This is a genomic window from Variovorax terrae (genome assembly GCF_022809125.1).
Classification (GTDB): Bacteria; Pseudomonadota; Gammaproteobacteria; order Burkholderiales; family Burkholderiaceae_C; genus Variovorax_A; species Variovorax_A terrae.
On record NZ_JALGBI010000001.1, the window covers coordinates 2,862,725 to 2,883,727 of the forward strand.

A 21,003-nucleotide genomic window follows, 5' to 3' on the forward strand; every position below is an offset into this window, starting at 1 on the left:
TCCATCGCTACTTTGTTGTCGAAGGCGAGGCCCGCTTCGTGGCCTCGATCACCTTGCCGATGCGCGCGAGCTGCGACTGTTTCAGCGCGGCCAGCGCGGCCGGCGAGGTGTCTGCCGCCGGCGTGATCGCCAGGTCCGCCAGCTTGGCCTTGACCTCGGGCGCCTGCAGCACGGCCACCATCTGCCGCGCGATGGCCTGGCCCACGGCCGGGGGCGTGCCCGCCGGGGCGAACAGGCCATACCAGACCTTCATGTCCACGTCGTCGAGATAGCGGCTCTCGTTGAGCGTGGGCACCTCCGGGGCCGCGGCCGAGCGCACGTTGTCGCTGACGCCGAAGGCCTTGACCTTGCCGGCCTTGATCTGTGCCAGCACCGTGGGCAGCACCATCACCGCCAGGTCCACATGCCCGCCCACGAGGTCGGTGGCGATCTGCGCGCCGCTCTTGTAGGGCACATGCACCATGCCGAACGCGCCCACCTGCTGGGTCAGCTCGCCCAGCAGGTGCAATTGCGTCCCCACGCCGGCCGAGGCGTAGCTGAGCGAGCCGGGGTGCTGCCGCAGGTGCTCGATCAGCTGGTCGGTGGTGTTGAAGGGCAGCGCGGCCTTGCCGACCAGCACCATCGGCTGCGTGCCGATCAGTCCCAGCGCCGCCAGCGGCGTCCACCGGCCCGGCACGGCCGCGGGGTCGGTCAGGCGCGTGATCTCCAGCTCGCTGCCGCTGCCCACCAGCAGGGTGTAGCCGTCGGCGGGGGCGGCCATCGCCTTTTGCGTTCCGATGACGCCGCCGGCGCCGGCCACGTTCTCCACCACGAACGACTGGTTCATGCGCGCCCCGAGCTCCTTGGCCACCAGCCGGGCCAGCGCGTCGGTGCCGCCGCCGGCGCCGTAGGGCACGATCACGGTGACGGGTTTGGCCAGCGGGTAGTCCTGCGCCAGCGCGCACACCGACAATCCCGCGGCGGCGGCCGCGAGCACGGCCTTGAGGAAGATGCGTTTCATAGGTACTCCATGGACTCCATTGCGTCGATCAGAAAGACGGCAGAGGTGGCGGCGGTGCGGCGCGCTCCAGCGCGAGCAGCGCGTCGAACAGCAGGGCTTCATCGCCCCGGCGCGCCACCAGCTGCACCCCGAGGGGCAGGCCGCCGCAGTCCAGCCCGATCGGGTACGACGCCGCGGGATGGCCGGCCAGGTTGAACGGGTAGGTGAAATAGCTCCAGCCCACCGCGCCGCAGGCCTCGCGGCCCGCCGGCGCATCGCGGCCGGTTTCGAAGGCGGCCACCGGCGTGGTGGGCATGAGCAGCAGGTCGAAGCGCTCGAAAGCCCGGTCGATGTCGGCGATGCAGCGCTGCCGGGCCTCGCTCGCCTCGCGCAGGCCCTGCCGGCCCCGCTCGCGCGTGAGCGCGATCTGCGCGGCCAGCGCGGGGTCGAGCTGCGCTTCGATGGCGCGGTCCGCGCCATCGGCCACGCCCACGCGCTGCGCGATGCCACGGTAGAACTCGGTGGACCACGCCTCGACCGGATCGTCGGCGAGGCCCTGCCAGCGGCTCGTCGCGGCGCCCAGTGCCGCGCCCAGAACCCCGGCGGCGTGCCAGGCCGCGGCGCGCGCCTCGCCGCTGGCCCAGCCGTAGCTGAAATCCTCGCACCAGCCCAGGCGCAGCCCCGGCGTGGCATGCGCGCCCTCCTCCCAGCGCAGCGGCGCGAACCCCTCGGAGGACGGATCGCCGGGGTGCGGGCCGGCGACCACGCTGAACAGCAGCACGGCATCGCGCACGGTGCGGGCCAGCGGTGCCACATGCGCCAGGCCCGGCGTGGCCGACGCCGGCCACACCGGCACGCGGCCATACGAGCCCTTGATGCCCACCAGCCCGCAAAACGATGCGGGGATGCGGATGGAGCCGCCGCCGTCCGTGCCCAGCGCCAGCGGCACGAGCCCGGCCGCCACGCCCGCCGCCGCCCCCGCGCTGGAGCCGCCCGGCGTGTGGGCCGGGCGCCAGGGGTTGACCGTGGTGCCGGTCAGGGGCGAACTGCCGACGGCCTTGGAGCCCAGCTCGCTGGTGGTGGTCTTGCCGACGATGCAGCCGCCGGCCTGCCGGATGCGCGCCACCGAGGGCGCGTCGTGCGCGGCCAGGCTGCCGGCGAACAGGCGCGAACCGAAGGCCTGCGGCAGGCCCTGCACCGCGATCAGGTCTTTCACCGAAACGGGCACGCCGGCCAGCGGCCCCGGGTCTTCTCCGGCAGCGATGCGCCGGTCGATCTCGCGCGCGGCCGCCAGCGCCCCTTCGGCGTCCAGCGCCGCATAGGTGTTGAGCTGCGGCTCGTGCCGCGCGGTGCGGTCGAGGAAATGCGCCATCGTGCTCAGCGCGCTGATGCGGCGCTGCCGCACCTGGGCGGCGATCTCGCAGGCGGTCAGCCGGTGCATGGCACGGCCTCAGGCCCGCAGCAGCCGGGCGGCGGGGGCGTCCTTCCAGGCCAGCAGCTCTTGCGTGCGCACACGCTGCATGCCGTAGACCAGCCACACCACGTCCACCTCGCCGATCACCTGGTCGATGCGGAATCGGTCGGGGTATTCCTGCGCCAGGTCGGTCGAGGTGAAGCCGGAGTCGTATTCGCCCGCGAGCAGCCCCTGCGCCACGCGCGAGTTGGAGATGACCTCGGTGCGCGTCTCCCACTGCCCGGGGTCGAAGTAGCCGCGCGTCGCGACCATGTAGCCCAGGCTGCGCGGCTTTTCCACGTCCTTGCGCGTGAGCACGCCCATCGGCCGGGTCGGGCCGATGAAACTGTCGATGAGGAAGATCTCGCGATGGTGCCGCTCGATGGTCAGCGCCACGTCGGGATGCGCGCAGACCTGGATGGTGAAGTCCACCACGCCCTCGCGCATCAAGCTCAGCGCGTCGAAGAAATGCTCGACGTAGCGGATGTCCGCGTCGAGGCCGTGGAAGCCGATGTAGCGCCGCGTGTTGAGGTCGTGGTTGCTGCCGGCCGGCCCCAGGGTGGCGAACACCTTGCGTTGATGGTGGGTCATGGCGCCCATCATGGCCCCGCCGGCACCGGCTGTCAGTATCTGGCGATACCAAGCAGCGCGCTGCCCGGCGGGATGTCGATGCGGCGCAGGCCGGTGACGACCAGGCCTTGCGCCGCGAGCTGGCGCAGCACCCGCGTCACGGTGACGCGCGACAGCCCCGTCATGGCGCCGATCTCCTCGTGGGTCAGGTCGACGTGGCAGCCGCCGGCGCCGCGGCCCGGCATGCGCGCGATGCGCCGCAGCAGCTCGCAGACCCGGTCGGCGGGAAGCGCCGCCGTCACCCCCGCCAGCTTCTGCGCCAGGGTGCGCTGCTTGGCGCTCATGATGCGGATCAGCTCCAGCGCCAGGGCCGGCTCGGCGGCCATGCGGCGCTGGATCGCGGGGGCCTCGTACACGCCGAGCTCGCACTCGGTGACGGCCGTGGTGGTCACATAGCGGCGCAGCCCGTCGAAGGCCGCGCCTTCGCCGAACAAGGTGCCGGGGCCGAAGATTTCAAGCAGCAGCGGCTGGCCGTCGGGCCGCTCGATGGAGGCCTGCACGAAGCCGCTGCGGATGAGGTAGAACCGCGGGTCCACATCGCCCTGCGCATAGATCAGGGCGCCCGCGCCGGCCCGCATCGCCGCGCCCGGCCCGGCAGCGGCGGCCCAACCCGCAGCCAGGGCACTGCTGGCATCCCACGAGGCAAACTGGCTCATCGTTCCAATGGTAGCGATGAAAACAGCACCGGAGGGCCTGGCCAGACGTTGACCCCGGCCGCCGCAGCCCGCTTCCACAGCCCGCAGTTCCCGGCGTACCATGCCCCCATGGACCGCCTCGAACTCAAAATCCCGCCCCCGCTGGTGGCGCTGCTGCTGGCGCTGGCGATGGGGTGGGCGGCAAGGCATCTGCCGTCCGTGCCGCTGGGCTTCGAAGTGCGCCTGGGTGCCGCCCTGGCGGTGGCGCTCATCGGCGCGGTCTTCAGCGTCGGCGGCGCGATGGCCTTTCGCCGTGCGCACACGACCGTCAACCCGCTGGAGCCCCGCAAGGCCTCGGCGCTGGTCACCTCGGGCGTCTACCGCGTCACGCGCAACCCGATGTACGTGGGCCTGCTGTTCGTGCTCATTGCCTGGAGCGTCTGGCTGGCGTCGCCTCTGGTGCTGGCGGGCCCGCTCGTCTTCGTCCCCTACATCACGCGGTTCCAGATACGGCCCGAGGAACGGGTGCTGGCCGAACTCTTTGGTGCGGACTACGCCGGGTACCTGCGCCGCGTGCGCCGCTGGCTCTGAACACCGGGCCTCGCCTTCTCCCGAAGGCCTGCAGCCGCTTCGCAGCGCCCATTTTCTGAGAATTTCAAAAGAAATCCGGCCGATGTCCTTGTCGCACGGTCATTTCATGCTATCAAAACAAGAGCGTCGGATCAGCCGCTCCACGGTGCGCCCCGGTACAGCCAGGGCAGATCCAGCAGGCGCTCGCCGAGCGCGCGCATCGCCAGATCGCGGCCCCATGCCAGCGGGCCGGCGGCGTGGAAGATACGGCCATTGCGCTGCGAGCGCGCCTGCACGCGCGCGCAGCGCTGCCAGCGGTTGAGGCCGTAGCGGCGCAGCGCCGTCGGCACGTCCAGCGCCTCCATCGCCAGCAGGTGCGCCAGCTCGAAGGCATCTTCCAGCGCCATGCCCGCGCCCTGCGCGAGGTAGGGCCGCATCGGGTGCGCCGCATCGCCCAGCAGCACCACGCGGCCCCGCACCATCTGCTCGGGCCGCTGCAGCGGCGGCCGGTCGTTGAGCGCCCACAGGCGCCAGCCAGGCATGGCCTGCACCAGCTCGCGCAGCGGCGCGCACATCTCGCCCAGGGCGGCCAGCAGCTCGGCGGCCGTGCCCGCCTGGTCCCAGCTCTCGGCCGCCGCGGCGGCCTCGCCACCGGGCCGGCGCTCCACGATGGCGACGACGTTGAGCGCGTCGCCCTGGCGCACCGGGTAAGCCACCACATGCAGCTGCGGCCCGAGCCAGGCCGTGACCTGGGTGCTGCGCAAGGCAGCAGGCAGCGCCTGTTGCGACACGAGCGCGCGGTAGGCCAGGTGGCCGGTCGGCTGCGCGGGCCCGTCGCCCCAGACCACGCGGCGCACGGTGCTCCACAGGCCGTCGGCCCCGATCAGGGCTTCGCCCTCCACCTCCTTGTTGGCGGCGGTGCGCAAGACCACGGCATGCTCGGAGGCATTGACCCCGGCAATGCGGGTACCGGGGTTGAGGCTGACCACCGACCCGGCCGCCGCCAGCAGCAGGGCATGCAGGTCGGCGCGGTGCACCGTGGCATAGGGCGCGCCGTAGCGGGCGCGGATGGTTTCACCGAGCCGCAGGCGGCCCAGTTCGCGGCCATCGAGGGCGCTGCGCACGCGAAGCTGGTCGGGAAACGCCGCCACCTGCGCCAGCGCGCCGTCCAGGCCCCAGGCCTGCAGCAGCCGGGTGGCGTTGGGGCCGAGCTGCAGCCCGGCCCCGACCTCGCTGAACGCCTCGGCCTGCTCGAACAGCCGGCCCTGCCAACCCGCGCGCGTGCAGGCCAGCGCCGCCGCCAGCCCGCCGATGCCGCCACCCGCCACAAGAAACTGCTTTTGCATTCACGCGATTGTGCCTTCGCGTGAACGCCTTTTTTTGCACGAAGGCGGGGGTCAGTGGCGCGGCCGGTGCGGCTGCGGCGGCTGCACGATGCGGGGCTCGCCCGGCGGCGCCGGCGGCGCGCCGGGCGTGGCGCAACTGCCGCAGCTGTCGCAGGCGCCGCAGCCGGGCGTGCTGCCCAGCGCGGCCGCCATGCGCTGCGCCTGCTCTTCCTGCACGCCCAGGCGGCGCGAGCCGCTGGCCAGCCGTGCGGCCAGTGCGCGGCGCCAGCGCGCCGGCATCCAGTGCCACAGCGCGTAAAGCGCGGCCGCCAGCACGATCAGGCCCACGGCGAGTTGCTGGCCCATGGTCAGCCCCCGCTCCAGGCCAGCGCCACGCGGTAGGTGACGAAGCTCGCGAGATAGGCCAGCGCAAACAGGTAGCCGGCCATGATGAGCGCGTAGCGCCAGGAATTGGTTTCGCGCTTGACCGTGGCCAGCGTGGAGATGCATTGCGGCGCGAACACATACCAGACCAGCAGCGACAGCGCGGTGGCCAGCGGCCAGCTGCCGCCGATCATCGGGCTCAGCTGCGCCGCCACGTCATCGCCCGTGGCCGACAGCGCGTACACCGTGCCCAAAGCGCCCACGGCCACCTCGCGCGCCGCCAGGCCGGGCACCAGTGCGATGGAGATCTGCCAGTTGAAGCCGATCGGTGCGAACACCACCTCCAGCGCGCGCCCGATCATGCCGGCCAGGCTGTACTGGATGGCCGGGCCGGTGGCGCCTTCGGGCGGCGCGGGAAAGGTGGAGAGGAACCACAGCAGCACCATCAACGCCAGGATGATGGTGCCCACGCGCTTGAGGAAGATCATGGCGCGCTCGTACAGGCCGAGCGCCAGGTTGCGCGGGTTGGGCCAGCGGTAGGTGGGCAGCTCCATCAGCAACGGCGTGGGGCCGGCGCCGCCGCGCCAGCGCTTGAACACCCAGGCCACGCCCATCGCGGACAGGATGCCCGCGAGGTAGAGCGCGAACAGCACCAGGCCCTGCAGGTTGAACACGCCGCCCACCGTGCGGGCCGGGATGAAGGCACCGATCAGCAGGGCATACACGGGCAGGCGCGCCGAGCAGGTCATCAGCGGCGCGATCATGATGGTGACCAGCCGGTCGCGCCAGTTGGTGATGGTGCGCGTGGCCATCACGCCGGGAATGGCGCAGGCGAAGCTCGACAGCAGCGGAATGAAGGAGCGGCCCGACAGGCCCACCGTGCCCATCACGCGGTCCAGCAGGAAGGCCGCGCGCGGCAGGTAGCCCGAATCCTCCAGCGCTAGGATGAACAGGAACAGGATCAGGATCTGCGGCAGGAACACCAGCACGCTGCCCGCGCCGGCGATGATGCCGTCCACCAGCAGGCTGCGCAGCAGGCCCTCGCCCATGTGGGCCTGCACCGCCTGCCCCAGCCAGTCCATGCCGCCCTTGATCGCGTCCATCGGCACCTCGGCCCAGCTGAACACGGCCTGGAACATCAGGAACAGCGTCACCGCCAGCACCGCCATGCCCCACAGCGGGTGCAGCACCACGCGGTCGATGGCGTCGTCCACGTGCAGGTCCATCGCCGGCTCGTGCACTGCCAGCGCCAGGATGCGGCGCACCTCGGCCTGGGTGGCCAGCACGTCGTCGACGCCGGGTGCGCGCCAGGGCTGCAGCGCGGGAGGGCCCGGCGGCACATGGGCGTCCAGCGCCGCCAGCAGGCTGCGCGCGCCGTCGTGGCGCACCCCCACGGTCTCGATCACCGGCAGCCCGAGCTCGCGCGCCAGCACCGCGCGGTCGACGGCAATGCCCTGGCTGAGCGCCATGTCGCTCATGTTGAGCGCCATCACCATCGGCAGGCCGAGCTGGCGCGCCTCCAGCACCAGGCGCAGGTTGAGCCGGAGGTTGGTGGCATCGGTCACGCACACCAGCAGGTCGGGCAGCGGCTCGCCCGCGCGCTGGCCGGTGACCACGTCGCGCGTGATGGCTTCGTCGGCGCTGAGCGCATTCAGGCTGTAGGCGCCCGGCAGATCGAGCACCTGCACGCGGCGCCCGGCCGGCGTGCGCAGGCTGCCCTCCTTGCGCTCGACCGTCACGCCCGCGTAGTTGGCCACCTTCTGGCGGCTGCCCGTGAGCAGGTTGAACAGCGCCGTCTTGCCGCAGTTGGGGTTGCCGAGCAGGGCGATGCGCAGGGCCGGTGCCGATGCATTGTTCATGCGGGCCGCCCTTCCGGCACCACGCGGATGAAGGCCGCCTCGTGGCGGCGCAGCGCAAAGGTGGTATGCCCCAGGCGCACCGCCACCGGCTCGCCGCCGGGGTAGCCATGCGCGATCACGCGCACGCGCTCGCCGGGCAGGAAGCCGATTTCCAGCAGCCGCAGCACGAGCTCGCGGTCATGCTCGGCGGCGGGCGCCTGCATGCCCACCACCGTGGCCACGGCGTGGCGCGCCAGCTGGTCCAGGCCCACCGAGGACGGGGCGCCGGGAACGGGAGGGGAAGCGGACATGGGTTGCGAGGTTCGGCGATTTAGTAATGAGAATTATTCTCGAAAAAGCCCCCTCCTGCCATGATGGGCATGAAAAAACCGGCTCGACGCCGGTTTCTTTACACGGGCTTGACCTGGGTCAGGCCGCGAGCAGTTGCCTGAGCACGAAGGGCAGGATGCCGCCGTGCTGGTAGTAGTCCACCTCGATCGGCGTGTCGATGCGCAGCCGCACGGCCACCTCCTGCCGCCGGCCGTCGGCGCGGTGGATCACCAGTGTCACGTCGGCCTGCGGCCGCAGGTCGCCGCCAACCACCACGTCGATGGTTTCGTCGCCCTTCAGGCCCAGGCTTTCCCAGGAATCGCCGCCCTTGAACTGCAGCGGCAGCACCCCCATGCCCACCAGGTTGGAGCGGTGGATGCGCTCGAAGCTCTTGGCCACCACGGCCTTGATGCCGAGCAGCTGCGTGCCCTTGGCGGCCCAGTCGCGGCTGGAGCCGGTGCCGTATTCCTCACCGCCGAACACCACGGTGGGCGTGCCCTGGGCCACGTACTTCATGGCGGCGTCGTAGATCGCCATCTTCTCGCCGCCGGGCTGGAACAGCGTGAGGCCGCCTTCCTCGCGCGAGCCGTCGGCCCTCGGCGGGATCATCAGGTTCTTGATGCGCACGTTGGCGAAGGTGCCGCGCATCATCACCTCATGGTTGCCGCGGCGCGAGCCGTAGCTGTTGAAGTCGGCCTTCATCACGCCGTGCTCCAGCAGGTACTTGCCGGCCGGCGAGGTCTCGCGAAAGGAGCCGGCGGGCGAGATGTGGTCGGTGGTGATGGAGTCGCCGAACAGGCCCATGATGCGCGCGCCCTTCACGCCCGGGAGGCTCACGGCGGGCTCCATCGTGAAGTCCTGGAAGAACGGCGGCTCGGCGATGTAGGTGCTGTGCGGCCAGGTGTAGACGTTGCCCTTCACGCCCTGGATCTTCTCCCACAGCGGGCCTGGATCGGTCTTGACCTTGTCGTAGTTGCTCTTGAAGGCCTTGCCGTTCATGGCGTGCTTCATCAGCGCGTGGATTTCCTCGCTCGTGGGCCAGATGTCGCCGAGATAGACGTCCTTGCCGCCCCGGCCCTTGCCGACCGGCTCGGTCATCAGGTCGCGCAGCACGGTGCCGGCGATGGCATAGGCCACCACCAGCGGCGGCGAGGCCAGGAAGTTGGCCTTGAGGTTCGGGTGGATGCGGGCCTCGAAGTTGCGGTTGCCCGAGAGCACGGCGGCACATACCAAGTCGTTCGCGGTGATCGCCTCGTTGATCTCGGGCGTCAGGTCGCCGGCGTTGCCGATGCAGGTGGTGCAGCCATAGGCCGCGAGGTTGAAGCCGAGCTTGTCCAGGTAGGGCAGCAGGCCGGTCTTCTCGAGGTACTCGGTGACGATGCGCGAGCCGGGCGCCAGCGAGGTCTTGATGTGCGGCTGCACCTTGAGGCCGGCCTCCACCGCCTTCTTGGCCAGCAGGCCGGCCGCCAGCATCACGCTCGGGTTGGAGGTGTTGGTGCACGAGGTGATGGCCGCGATCAGCACGTCGCCGTTGCCGATGCTCACCTCATGGCCCGAACGCGCCGCCTCCAGCGTGGAGCGGTTGCCCACCATCTCGACCACGGCCCGGGACGAACCCAGCGGCAGCGGCGGGGCCGCGGGCGCCTCGCCGGCGCCGTTCAGCGGAAAACGGCGGCCCAGCTTGTCGGCCGGCTGGTTGAAGCCGTTGTCGGCCGCAGGCTGGCTGTACAGGGCGGTGAAGCGGCTCTTGACGCTGCCGATCTCGATGCGGTCCTGCGGGCGCTTGGGGCCCGACAGCGAGGGCGTCACGCTGCCCAGGTCGAGCTTGACCACCTGGGTGTAGTCGATCTCGCCGGCCTGCGGCACGCCGAACAGGCCCTGTGCCTTGAAGTAGGCCTCGAAGGCCTCGATCTCGGCCGGTGTGCGGCCGGTGCCCTTGAAGTAGTCGATGGTCTTGCCGTCCACCGGGAAGAAACCCATGGTGGCGCCGTACTCGGGCGCCATGTTGCCGATGGTGGCGCGGTCGGGCAAGGCCAGCGTGGCCGTGCCGGGGCCGAAGAACTCGACGAACTTGCCCACCACCTTCTCGCGGCGCAGGATTTCCGTCACCGTCAGCACCAGGTCGGTGGCGGTCACGCCCTCGCGCAGCTGGCCGGTCAGCTCGAAGCCCACCACGTCGGGCGTGAGGAAGTACACCGGCTGGCCCAGCATGCCGGCCTCGGCCTCGATGCCGCCCACGCCCCAGCCGACCACGCCAATGCCGTTGATCATGGTGGTGTGGCTGTCGGTGCCGACCAGGGTGTCGGGGTAGTAGACACCGTTCTTGGCTTGGTGCACGCCGCGCGCGAGGTACTCCAGGTTGACCTGGTGCACGATGCCGAAGCCCGGGGGCACGACGCCGAAGGTGTCGAACGCGTCCATGCCCCATTTCATGAACTGGTAGCGCTCGCGGTTGCGCTGGAACTCGAGCTTCATGTTCAGGTCCAGCGCCCGGTTATTGCCGTAGTGGTCGATCATGATCGAGTGGTCCACCACCAGGTCCACCGGCACCAGCGGCTCGATCGCCTTGGGGTTCTTGCCCATGCGCGCGGCCACGTTGCGCATCGCGGCCAGATCCGCCAGCAGCGGCACGCCGGTGAAGTCCTGCAGCACGACGCGCGCCACCACGAACGGGATCTCGTCGGTGCGCACGGCGCCGGGGCGCCAGTTGGCCAGCTGCTCCACATGCTCGGGCATGACCTTCCTGCCATCGCAGTTGCGCAGCACCGACTCCAGCACGATGCGGATCGACACCGGCAGCCGCGACACATTGGGAAACTGCCGGGCCAGCGCCGGCAGCGAGTAGAGCTTGCCCGATTTGCCGGAGGCGGTCTTGAAACTCTTCAGGGTGGAGGCAAAAGCGTGGGGGGCCTGGTTAGCCATGGGGGACTCCTTGAATGGGTTCAACGAGGCCTATTCTGGCAGCGTCCCGCCAAATCTTCACCAGGCCGCGCGCGCAGCCCCTTTGCGCAGCCCGAAAAACTGCAGCTCGGCCAGCACCGCCACCGTGAGGGCCTGCACCACCACATACGCCTGGCCCAGCAGCGTCGGCGCCAGCCAGCCGCCGGCCAGCAGCCCCACACAGCCCGCGGCCCAGCCCAGGTTGCCGGCCACGATGGCCCAGACGGCCGCGCGCGGCACCGGCTTGCGCGTGGCCAGGTAGGCCACTGCGCCCGCATAGGCCAGCAGGAACAGCCCGCTCCAGGCCAGCAAGGCCGCCGGCAGACCGAGCAATTGCGCCGCCGCGCCGGTGAACAGCACCTGCAGCAGGCCCGTGGCGAGGCAGGAAACGGCATCGGCCCACAGCACGTTGCGCAGGAAATGGGGGGAAGACAGCAGGGACATGGAGAGCTCCTTGAACAAGGGGGAAGAAACACCGCCGCGGCACACAACCGGGACAGCACCGCAGCCCATGATTCCCGCGCCCCGGCCGCCCGTCCATGACCTGCGAGGTCATGGGCAAGGGGCCGGAATGCCCCTACGATGCAGCCATGATGGACCTTTCTTCCACCCCCTCGCGCACGCCGCGCGCCGCGGCGCAGCCCTTCGGCGAGCACCTGCGCCACTGGCGCCAGCACCGCCGCCTGAGCCAGCTGGCGCTGGCCGACGAGGCCGACATCTCGACGCGGCACCTGAGCTTCATGGAAACCGGCCGCTCCGTGCCCAGCCGCGAGATGGTGCTGCGCCTGACCGAGCGGCTGGACATCCCGCTGCGCGAGCGCAACACCCTGCTGGTGGCGGCCGGCTATGCGCCCATGTACCGCGAGCGGCCGCTGGACGACCCGGCGCTGGCCTCGGCCCGCCAGGCCGTGGAGCTGATCCTCAAGAGCCACGAACCCTTTCCGGCGCTGGCGCTGGACCGGCACTGGAACGTGGTGGCCGGCAATGCCGCCCTGCCCTACCTGCTGGCCGGCGCCGACCCCGAACTGCTGAAGCCGCCCGTGAACGTGCTGCGGCTGAGCCTGCATCCGCGCGGCCTGGTCGGGAAGATCGCCAACCTGGCTCAGTGGCGCAACCACCTGTTCGAGCGCCTGCGCCAGCAGATCGCCGCCACCGCCGACCCGGTGCTGGCCGATCTGCTGGAAGAGCTGCGCAGCTATCCCCTGCCCGAGGGCGCGGACGAGCTGCACCTGCAGGGCGAGCACCTGGGCGTGGCCATGCCCTTCCTGTTTCGCACCGAGCATGGCGTGCTGAGCTTCATCAGCACCACCACGATCTTCGGCACGCCGGTGGACGTGACGCTGCAGGAGCTGATGCTGGAGACCTTCTTCCCCGGCGACGCCTTCACCGGCGAGGTGCTGCGCCGGCTGCTGTCGCCCGCGTGATCGCGCGGCCCCGGTATTTCGCTCAGCATGCAGAGCCCAGGAGACCTATACGCCATGACCGACACCGTCCACCACCGCATCTGCCCCCTGTGCGAGGCCTGCTGCGGGCTCGAACTGAAGGTGCGCGACGGCCGGGTCGTGAGCATCCGCGGCCATGAGGCCGACGTCTTCAGCGCCGGCTACCTCTGCCCCAAGGGCGTGGCACTGAAGGACCTGCACGAAGACCCCGACCGGCTGCGCACGCCGCTGATCAAGCGCAACGGCGAGTTCGTCGAGGCGAGCTGGGACGAGGCCTTTGCCGAAATCGAGCGCCGCCTGCCGCCGATCCTGGCCGCGCACGGCCGCGACGCGGCGGCCATCAGCGTGGGCAATCCCTCGGCGCACAAGATCGGCCTGCTGCTGTACTTCTCGCGCCTGGCCAAGGCCCTGGGCTCGCGCAACGTATTCTCAGCCTCCACGCTGGACCAGATGCCCAAGCAGCTGTCCAGCGGCCTGATGTTCGGCCACTGGCTCAGCATTGCCGTGCCCGACATCGCGCGCTGCGACTTCCTGCTGATGCTGGGCGCCAACCCGCTGGCCAGCAACGGCAGCCTCTGGACCGTGCCCGACTTCAAGGGCAAGGCCCGGGCCATGCAGGCGCGCGGCGGCAAGCTGGTAGTGATCGACCCGCGCCGCACCGAGACGGCCGCGATGGCCGATGCGCACCACTTCATCCGCCCCGGCGGCGACGTCTTCCTGCTGCTGGGGCTGGTGCACACGCTGTTCGACGAGCAGCTCGTGCGGCTCGGCCGCCTGGCGGAATTCACCAGCGGCGTGGCGCAGCTGCAGGCCGCCGTGCAGCCCTTCGCCGCCGAAGCCGTGGCGCTGCGCTGCGGCATCGAGGCCGCCACGCTGCGCGACCTGGCGCGCCAACTGGCGCGGGCGCCGCGCGCCGCGGTCTACGGCCGCCTGGGCACCTGCACGCAGGCCTACGGCACGCTGGCGAGCTGGCTGGTCGACGTGCTCAACGTGCTGACCGGCCACCTCGACGAGCCGGGCGGCGCCATGTTCCCCCGGGCCGCCGCGTTCGCGCACAACACGGCCGGCCCGCCGGGCCGCGGCCGCGGCATCGCGACCGGGCGCCACCACAGCCGCGTCAGCGGCGCACCCGAGGTGTTCGGCGAGCTGCCCATGACCTGCCTGGCCGAGGAGATCGAAACGCCAGGCCAGGGCCAGGTGCGCGCGCTGGTCACCATCGCCAGCAACCCGGTGCTGTCCTCGCCCAACGGCGCGCGGCTGGCCCGCGCGCTCGACCGCCTGGACTTCATGGTCAGCATGGACATCTACCTCAACGAGACCACGCGCCACGCCGACGTGATCCTGCCCGGCCTGTCGCCGCTGGAAGACATGCACTACGACATGGCGTTTCCGCAGCTCTCGTGGCGCAACCATGCGCGCTACAGCGCGCCGGTGTTCGAGGCGCCGGCAGGCCAGCTTCAGGAATGGGAAACCCTGCTCAAGCTCGCAGCCATCGTGCAGGGCAGAGGCGCGGCGGCAGATGCCCGGGAGATCGACGGCGAGAATTTCGCCGAGGATGCGAGGAAGCTGTTCGGCGAGCACGCGCCGGCCATGGTTGCCGCCACGCAGGGCCTGAGCGGGCCGGACCGTTGGCTCGAGCTCGCGCTGCGCACCGGCCCCTACGGCGACCAGTTCGGCCGCAAGGCACAAGGCCTGACGCTGGCCCAGGTGAAGGCCGCGCCCGGCGGCATCGACCTGGGCGAACTGGGCCCGCGCATCCCCGAGCTGCTGCGCACGCCCTCGGGCAGGATCGAGCTCGCACCGCCCTCGCTGCTGCAGGACCTGCAGCGCGCCGCCGCCGACCTCGCGCAGCCGGTGCCCGACATGGTGATCGTCGGCCGGCGCGACGTGCGCTCCAACAACAGCTGGATGCACAACCTGCCGGTGCTCGCCAAGGGGCCGATGCGCTGCACGGCACTGGTGAACCCCGCCGATGCGCGGCGCCTGGGCCTGGCCGACGGCGCCCCCGCGCGCATCAGCCGCCAAGGCCGCAGCATCGAGGCCCAGGTGCAGTTCAGCGACGAGATGATGCCCGGCGTGGTGAGCCTGCCGCACGGCTGGGGCCACAGCCTGCCCGGTACCCGCCTCTCGCTGGCGGCCGCGCGCCCCGGCGTGAACCTCAACGCCCTGCTCGACGAGGACTGGCGCGACCCGCTCTCGGGCAACGCCGTGCTCAGCGGCGTGCCGGTGCAGCTCGCGCCGGCCTGATTGAGCTTCCAGAAAAAAAGCGGCCCGAAGGCCGCTTTGCGCGAGATGGCTTACCGGGATCAGACGGCCACGGCGTCTGCCACGTCCTTGAATTCCTCGATCTGGTCGAAGTTCATGTACTGGTAGATCTTGCCGCTGTTGGCATTGATCACGCCGATGTCGCTCAGGTACTCCTCGCGCGTCGGGATGCGGCCCAGCTTGGAGCAGATCGCGGCGAGCTCGGCCGAACCCAGGTACACGTTGGTGTTCTTGCCCAGGCGGTTGGGGAAGTTGCGGGTGCTGGTGGACATCACCGTCGCGCCTTCCTTGACCTGTGCCTGGTTGCCCATGCACAGCGAGCAGCCGGGCATTTCCATGCGGGCGCCGGCCGAGCCGAACACGCCGTAGTGGCCTTCCTCGGTGAGCTGCTGCGCATCCATCTTGGTGGGCGGCGCCATCCACAGCTTGACCGGAATGTCGCGCTTGCCTTCGAGCAGCTTGGAGGCTGCGCGGAAGTGGCCGATGTTGGTCATGCAGGAGCCGATGAAGACTTCGTCGATCTTGCCGCCGGCCACGTCGGACAGCGTCTTGGCATCGTCCGGGTCGTTCGGGCAGCAGACGATGGGCTCGGTGATCTCGTTCAGGTCGATCTCGATCACGGCCGCGTACTCGGCGTCCTTGTCGGCCTCCAGCAATTGCGGATTGGCCAGCCAGGCTTCCATGGCCTTGATGCGGCGGCCGATGGTGCGCTTGTCGGCATAGCCCTGGGCGATCATGTTCTTCAGCAGCACGATGTTGCTGTTGATGTACTCGATGATCGGCTCCTTGTTGAGCTTGATCGTGCAGCCAGCGGCAGAGCGCTCGGCCGAAGCGTCGGACAGCTCGAAGGCCTGTTCGGCTTTCAGATCAGGCAGGCCTTCGATTTCCAGGATGCGGCCCGAGAAGATGTTCTTCTTGCCCTTCTTCTCGACGGTCAGCAGGCCGGCCTTGATGGCGTACAGCGGGATCGCGTGCACCAAGTCGCGCAACGTGACGCCGGGCTGCATGGTGCCCTTGAAGCGCACCAGCACCGATTCCGGCATGTCCAGCGGCATCACGCCGGTGGCGGCGGCGAAGGCCACCAGGCCCGAACCGGCGGGAAAGCTGATGCCGATCGGGAAGCGGGTGTGGCTGTCGCCGCCCGTGCCCACGGTGTCGGGCAGCAGCATGCGGTTGAGCCAGCTGTGGATGATGCCGTCGCCGGGCTTGAGCGAGATGCCGCCGCGGTTGCTGATGAACTCGGGCAGCTCGTGGTGCATCTTCACGTCCACCGGCTTCGGGTAGGCCGCGGTGTGGCAGAACGACTGCATCACGAGGTCGGCGCTGAAGCCCAGGCAAGCCAAGTCCTTGAGCTCGTCGCGCGTCATCGGACCGGTGGTGTCCTGCGAGCCGACCGAGGTCATCTTGGGTTCGCAGTAGGTGCCGGGCAGCACGCCCTGGCCTTCGGGCAGGCCGCAGGCGCGGCCGACCATCTTCTGCGCCAGCGTGAAGCCCTTGCCCGTGGCTTTGGGGTTCTGCGGCAGGCGGAACAGCGTGGACACCGGCAGGCCCAGCGCCTCGCGCGCCTTGGCCGTGAGGCCGCGGCCGACGATCAGCGGAATGCGGCCGCCGGCGCGCACTTCGTCGAACAGCACATCGCTCTTGACGGTGAACTCGGCGATCACCTTGCCGTCCTTCAGGGCCTTGCCTTCGTAGGGGCGCAGCTCGACGGTGTCGCCCATGTTCATCTGGCTCACGTCGAGCTCGATCGGCAGCGCGCCCGCGTCTTCCATGGTGTTGTAGAAGATCGGGGCGATCTTGGCGCCCAGGCAGACGCCGCCGAAGCGCTTGTTCGGCACGAAGGGGATGTCTTCACCGGTGAACCACAGCACCGAGTTGGTGGCCGACTTGCGGCTCGAGCCCGTGCCCACCACGTCGCCCACGTAGGCCACGAGGTTGCCCTTGGCGCGCAGGTCCTCGATGAACTTGATCGGGCCGCGCTTGCCGTCTTCCTCGGGCGTGATGCCGTCGCGCTTGTTCTTGAGCATGGCCAGCGCATGCAGCGGGATGTCGGGGCGGCTCCAGGCGTCGGGCGCGGGCGACAGGTCGTCGGTGTTGGTCTCGCCGGTGACCTTGAGCACGGTGAGCTGGATGCTCTGCGGCACTTCGGGGCGGCTGGTGAACCACTCGGCATCGGCCCAGCTCTGCAGCACGGCCTTGGCGTTGGCATTGCCCTTGTCGGCCTTGTCCTTGACGTCGTGGAACTGGTCGAACATCAGCAGGGTTTTCTTGAGGCCATCGGCGGCCACTGCGCCGACTTCGGCGTCGTCCAGCAGATCGACCATCGGGCTGATGTTGTAGCCGCCGAGCATGGTGCCCAGCAGTTCGGTGGCCTTGGCGCGGCTGATCAGCGCGCACTTCTCGGTGCCATGCGCCACGGCGGCGAGGTAGGAAGCCTTGACCTTGGCCGCATCGTCCACGCCGGCGGGCACGCGGTGCGTGATCATCTCCACCAGGGCTGCCTCTTCACCTGCGGGCGGGCTCTTCAGCAGTTCGATCAGCTCGCCGGTCTGCTTGGCCGACAGCGGCAGGGGCGGGATACCGAGCGCGGCGCGTTCAGCCACATGGTCACGGTAGGCTTTCAACATCTTTTTTCTCCTGTCATTCAAAAATCGTGGGCAATCGGGGGGTGCGCGGTCACTGCGCGGCCGAGGCAGCCGGCGCGGCGGCCGCAGCCGCGGGCGCCGACGGCAGCGGCTCGAGCACGCTGGGCGCGGGGTTCTTCTTCAGGGCTTCGGCCACGACCACCTGGGCCGGGCTCATGCACTCGTCTGCCAGCCGCTGGCCCAGCTTGTGGTTCATCAGCATGGACTTGTTGGCGATCTGCAGCCACACGGCGCCGGCCTGCGGGTCCTCCAGGCGGATGGCGCCGGTCTTGGTCTCGACCGGGAACATGCGATATTTGAGGTTCTTGGTCTGCACGTCGAAATACCCGGGCGACTTGGGGTCGGGCGTCAGCGTCACCGAGGCGCCCAGCTCGCAAGGCATGCGCCCCACGTAGACGCGCTCGGCGATCGCCAGTTCGGCCGGCGTCAGCGCGGCTTCGGCGGCCTGGATGCCGGCCGCCATGTTCTTGGCCGTGCTCTTGATCTCGACGCGGCTGGCGCTGGGCTTGGGCTTTTTCTTGGCCGGGGCCTTGGCGGGCGCGTCGGTCTGCGCCATGAGCAGGCTGGACACCAGCAGGGCCAGGGTGGCGGTGAGGATGCGTTTCATGGGGTGATGGTCTCCGTGAGGGATGGGCGGCGGTACGCCTGAAGGAAGTAGGCCTGCATCTCGTCGGGCAGGGCCCGTCCGGTCTGGTGCGCACGCTCCAGCACCTGCCAGAAATAGCGGTAGCTGGCGCGGTCGTGCAATTGGCCTTCGAAACTGATGGGTGCCCAGTCGGCCTGGGCCGCGGCGGCGATGATGCGGGAAGCCACTTCGATCTCGCGCGGCGGCGGCGCGAAGGCCTCCAGGATGGGGCGGATCTGGCTCGGGTGGATGCTCCACATGCGGGTGTAGCCGAACTCGCGGGCCGCCTTGCCGGCCGCTGCCTGCATGGCTGCCGCATCGCTGAATTCCGTGACCACGCAGTGCGAGGGCACCTTGCCCGCGGCATGGCAGGCCGCGGCGATTTCAAGCTTGGCACGCACCACCAGCGGGTGGGTGAACTGGCCCGCGGCGCTCATGCCGTCGGCGGGAATCGCGCCGCCATGGGCCGACACGAAATCCATCAGGCCGAAGCTCAGCGACTGCACCCGCGGATGGGCCGCGATGTCGAAGGCGCGCTGCACCGCGGCCGGCGATTCAATCAAAACTTGTAGCGGCAAATGACCAGCCGACGCGGACTCCAGGGCTTTTTCGGCCCGAATCACGTCGTCGACCGACTCCACCTTGGGAATCATGACGTGCGCCAGCCGGTGCCCGGCCTTGCCGGCGATGGTGGCGATGTCCTGCTCGAACGCCGGATGGTCGACCGGGTGCACCCGCACCGCGACGCGGGCTTTCTCGTCGGCCAGCAGCGCCAGCGTCATGACCAGCGCCGCATGGTCGGCCTCGCCGCCCACGGGCGCGCCGTCCTCGCAGTCGAGCGTCACGTCGAACATGCAGGTGCCGAACTCCTCGGTCATCTCGGCCTGCAGCTGCAGGCTCTTGCGCATGCGCACCTCGACGCCGCTGTAGTGGTCACACACCGGCAGCACCACGGCGCCGGCCTGGGCGCCCAGCAGGGCTTCGCGCGGGTGGCGGGGAGCCGCGGCGAGACTCATGCCTTGCGCCGCGCCACGATGAACAGGCGCGGAAACGCCAGCAGCCGCCGGCCGTCGGCCCGCGGCGCATAGGCGCCGTCGATGCGGCGCTCGTACTCGGCCAGGAATGCCGGCTGCAGTTCGGCCGGCAGGCGCTCGACGAAGGGCTTGAGGCCGGTGCCGCGCACCCATTCGACGATGGCGGCGGCCGAGGCCATCGGGTGCTGGTAGATGCTGTGCCAGACGTCGATGGCGGCCGCCTGCGGCGCCAGCAGGTCGTAGTAGCCGGCCAGCGGCAGGATGGCGGTGCGCATGGCGCGCGCATCGGCGATGTGGGACGAGAACGGTGCCTCGGACGCCACCTCGCGCATCAGCCGGTGCGAAGGCTCCTCGCGGTTGTCCGGCATCTGGATGGCCAGCACGCCGCCGGGCGCCAGCGCGGCCAACAGGCGCGGGATCAGCGCCTCGTGCCCACCCACCCATTGCAGCGCGGCATTGGCGTAGATCAGGTCGGGCGCCTCGGCCGGCTGCCAGGTGGCGATGTCGCTCAGCTCGAACGCCACGCCGGGCAGGCGCTCGCGCGCGCTGGCCAGCATGGGCTCGGAATTGTCGGTGCCGGTGACTTGCGCCTGCGGGAAGCGCTGCACCAGCAGCTCGGTGGAGTTGCCCGGGCCGCAGCCCAGATCCACGATCCGGCGCGGCGCATCCAGCGCCACCTGCGCCAGCAGGTCACGCGCCGGGCGCGTGCGCTCGTCCTCATAGCGCCGGTAGAGATCGGGATTCCAGTCAGCCATGGAGAGGATGGAGCGAGGCGCCGGTTGCGTGGACTCAGAGCAGGTGGGCGACGCCGGCTTGCTCGTCGGTCAGTTCCTTGAGCGTCTTGTCGATGCGTTCCTGGCTGAAGGCGTCGATGGCCAGGCCTTCGACCAGCTTGTATTCACCGTTCTCGCAGGTCACGGGGAAGCCGAACATCACGTCCTTGGGAATGCCGTACTGGCCGTCCGACGGGATGCCCATGGTGACCCACTTGCCGTTGGTGCCCAGGGCCCAGTCGCGCATGTGGTCGATCGCGGCGTTGGCGGCCGAGGCGGCCGACGACAGGCCGCGCGCATCGATGATGGCGGCGCCGCGCTTGCCCACGGTGGGCAGGAACACGTTGGCGTTCCATTCCTGGTCGTTGATCATCTTGGCCACGCTTTCGCCGTTGATGGTGGCGAAGCGGTAGTCGGCGTACATCGTGGGCGAGTGGTTGCCCCAGACGGTGAGCTTCTCGATGTCGGCCACCGGCTTGCCGGTCTTGGCGGCGAGCTGGCTGGCGGCACGGTTGTGGTCCAGGCGCAGCATGGCGGTGAAGTTCTTGCGCGGCAGATCGGGCGCGCTCTTCATGGCGATGTAGGCGTTGGTGTTGGCCGGGTTGCCGACCACCAGCACCTTGACGTTGCGGCTGGCAACGGCGTTCAGGGCCTTGCCCTGGGCGGTGAAGATGGCGCCGTTGACGGCCAGCAGCTCGGCACGCTCCATGCCGGGGCCGCGCGGACGCGAGCCGACCAGCAGCGCGTAGTCGGCGTCCTTGAAGGCGGTCATCGGGTCGCCGTGGGCCTCCATGCCGGCCAGCAGCGGGAAGGCGCAGTCGTCCAGCTCCATCATCACGCCCTTGAGCGCCTTCTGGGCCTTCTCGTCGGGGATTTCAAGCAGTTGCAGGATGACCGGCTGGTCCTTGCCGAGCATTTCGCCCGAGGCAATGCGGAACAGCAGGGCGTAACCAATTTGACCTGCGGCGCCGGTGACGGCAACGCGGACGGGCTTTTTGCTCATGGAAAAATCTCCGAAGAAGTGATGTAAAACCGAGGGTGCGGTAGGCTCCGCACGGGAGCCCGAACACTGCGAAACAGCCTTCGAGTTTACTCTCGAAACCCGGGGGCCGTCAACTTGTCTTATGTCTTATAT

Annotated in this window: 18 protein-coding genes; 3 read left to right on the forward strand and 15 right to left on the reverse strand. The window is 69.9% G+C overall.

The features are described from left to right. Positions 1-7 precede the first annotated feature (7 nt). Genes MMF98_RS13520 through MMF98_RS13535 form a run of 4 tightly spaced genes read right to left on the reverse strand, consistent with a single transcriptional unit; the run spans position 8 to position 3,718 of the window. Complete coding sequence (locus MMF98_RS13520) at positions 8-1,000, reverse strand: Bug family tripartite tricarboxylate transporter substrate binding protein (protein ID WP_243306811.1); 993 nt, start codon at positions 998-1,000, stop codon at positions 8-10. A 28-nt stretch (positions 1,001-1,028) separates the two neighbouring features. Further along, positions 1,029-2,420 carry an amidase gene (locus MMF98_RS13525; RefSeq protein ID WP_243306812.1) on the reverse strand — a complete coding sequence of 464 codons (1,392 nt, stop codon included), beginning with the start codon at positions 2,418-2,420 and terminating at the stop codon, positions 1,029-1,031. Positions 2,421-2,429: 9 nt separating this feature from the next. Then, a complete protein-coding gene (locus tag MMF98_RS13530; RefSeq protein ID WP_243306813.1) occupies positions 2,430-3,023 on the reverse strand; it encodes a hypothetical protein in 594 nt (197 codons plus the stop codon). Positions 3,024-3,055: 32 nt separating this feature from the next. Continuing rightward, entirely contained in the window at positions 3,056-3,718 is a 663-nt protein-coding gene (locus tag MMF98_RS13535; RefSeq protein ID WP_243306814.1) for a Crp/Fnr family transcriptional regulator, read from the reverse strand. A gap of 108 nt (positions 3,719-3,826) precedes the next feature. Between MMF98_RS13535 and MMF98_RS13540 the strand changes: the two genes are divergently transcribed. After that, positions 3,827-4,288 carry a methyltransferase family protein gene (locus MMF98_RS13540; protein ID WP_243306815.1) on the forward strand — a complete coding sequence of 154 codons (462 nt, stop codon included), beginning with the start codon at positions 3,827-3,829 and terminating at the stop codon, positions 4,286-4,288. Positions 4,289-4,419: 131 nt separating this feature from the next. Here the strand turns inward: MMF98_RS13540 and MMF98_RS13545 are convergent, their stop codons facing one another. The 6 genes from MMF98_RS13545 to MMF98_RS13570 form a co-directional block, all read right to left on the reverse strand. Beyond that, positions 4,420-5,613 carry an FAD-dependent monooxygenase gene (locus MMF98_RS13545; protein WP_243306816.1) on the reverse strand — a complete coding sequence of 398 codons (1,194 nt, stop codon included), beginning with the start codon at positions 5,611-5,613 and terminating at the stop codon, positions 4,420-4,422. A gap of 51 nt (positions 5,614-5,664) precedes the next feature. Then, positions 5,665-5,958, reverse strand: coding sequence for a DUF6587 family protein (locus MMF98_RS13550; protein ID WP_243306817.1), 294 nt, complete (start codon positions 5,956-5,958; stop codon positions 5,665-5,667). A 2-nt stretch (positions 5,959-5,960) separates the two neighbouring features. Next, positions 5,961-7,835, reverse strand: coding sequence for a ferrous iron transporter B (gene feoB, locus MMF98_RS13555; RefSeq protein ID WP_243306818.1), 1,875 nt, complete (start codon positions 7,833-7,835; stop codon positions 5,961-5,963). Next, on the reverse strand, positions 7,832-8,125 hold the full coding sequence (locus MMF98_RS13560) for a FeoA family protein (protein WP_243306820.1): 294 nt from the start codon (positions 8,123-8,125) through the stop codon (positions 7,832-7,834). Before MMF98_RS13560 ends, feoB begins: the two co-directional genes overlap by 4 nt. A 118-nt stretch (positions 8,126-8,243) precedes the next feature. Next, positions 8,244-11,066: an aconitate hydratase AcnA gene (gene acnA / locus MMF98_RS13565; RefSeq protein WP_243306822.1), complete on the reverse strand. Its 2,823-nt coding sequence runs from the start codon at positions 11,064-11,066 to the stop codon at positions 8,244-8,246. Positions 11,067-11,123: 57 nt separating this feature from the next. After that, complete coding sequence (locus MMF98_RS13570; protein ID WP_243306823.1) at positions 11,124-11,528, reverse strand: hypothetical protein; 405 nt, start codon at positions 11,526-11,528, stop codon at positions 11,124-11,126. A gap of 146 nt (positions 11,529-11,674) precedes the next feature. Here MMF98_RS13570 and MMF98_RS13575 point away from each other — a divergent pair, with 146 nt between their 5' ends. Beyond that, the gene (locus MMF98_RS13575; protein WP_243306825.1) at positions 11,675-12,508 is read left to right on the forward strand and encodes a helix-turn-helix domain-containing protein; all 834 of its coding nucleotides are present in this window, start codon (positions 11,675-11,677) and stop codon (positions 12,506-12,508) included. 54 nt (positions 12,509-12,562) lie between these two features. Beyond that, positions 12,563-14,773, forward strand: coding sequence for a molybdopterin oxidoreductase family protein (locus MMF98_RS13580; RefSeq protein ID WP_243306826.1), 2,211 nt, complete (start codon positions 12,563-12,565; stop codon positions 14,771-14,773). Between the two features lie 59 nt (positions 14,774-14,832). On the opposite strand, the gene acnB is transcribed toward MMF98_RS13580, so the two are convergent. The 5 genes from acnB to MMF98_RS13605 are packed head-to-tail and all read right to left on the reverse strand — an operon-like array spanning position 14,833 to position 20,871. Further along, positions 14,833-17,418 carry a bifunctional aconitate hydratase 2/2-methylisocitrate dehydratase gene (acnB, locus tag MMF98_RS13585; RefSeq protein WP_243306827.1) on the reverse strand — a complete coding sequence of 862 codons (2,586 nt, stop codon included), beginning with the start codon at positions 17,416-17,418 and terminating at the stop codon, positions 14,833-14,835. A gap of 49 nt (positions 17,419-17,467) precedes the next feature. Beyond that, a complete protein-coding gene (locus tag MMF98_RS13590; protein WP_243306828.1) occupies positions 17,468-18,043 on the reverse strand; it encodes a hypothetical protein in 576 nt (191 codons plus the stop codon). Next, complete coding sequence (locus tag MMF98_RS13595; protein WP_243306829.1) at positions 18,040-19,077, reverse strand: HpcH/HpaI aldolase/citrate lyase family protein; 1,038 nt, start codon at positions 19,075-19,077, stop codon at positions 18,040-18,042. Before MMF98_RS13595 ends, MMF98_RS13590 begins: the two co-directional genes overlap by 4 nt. Continuing rightward, positions 19,074-19,850, reverse strand: a complete 777-nt coding sequence (gene tam, locus MMF98_RS13600; protein WP_243306830.1) for a trans-aconitate 2-methyltransferase — start codon at positions 19,848-19,850, stop codon at positions 19,074-19,076. The genes MMF98_RS13595 and tam overlap by 4 nt, the downstream gene beginning before the upstream one ends. Positions 19,851-19,884: 34 nt before the next feature. Further along, positions 19,885-20,871, reverse strand: coding sequence for a malate dehydrogenase (locus MMF98_RS13605; protein ID WP_243306831.1), 987 nt, complete (start codon positions 20,869-20,871; stop codon positions 19,885-19,887). Positions 20,872-21,003: the final 132 nt, after the last annotated feature.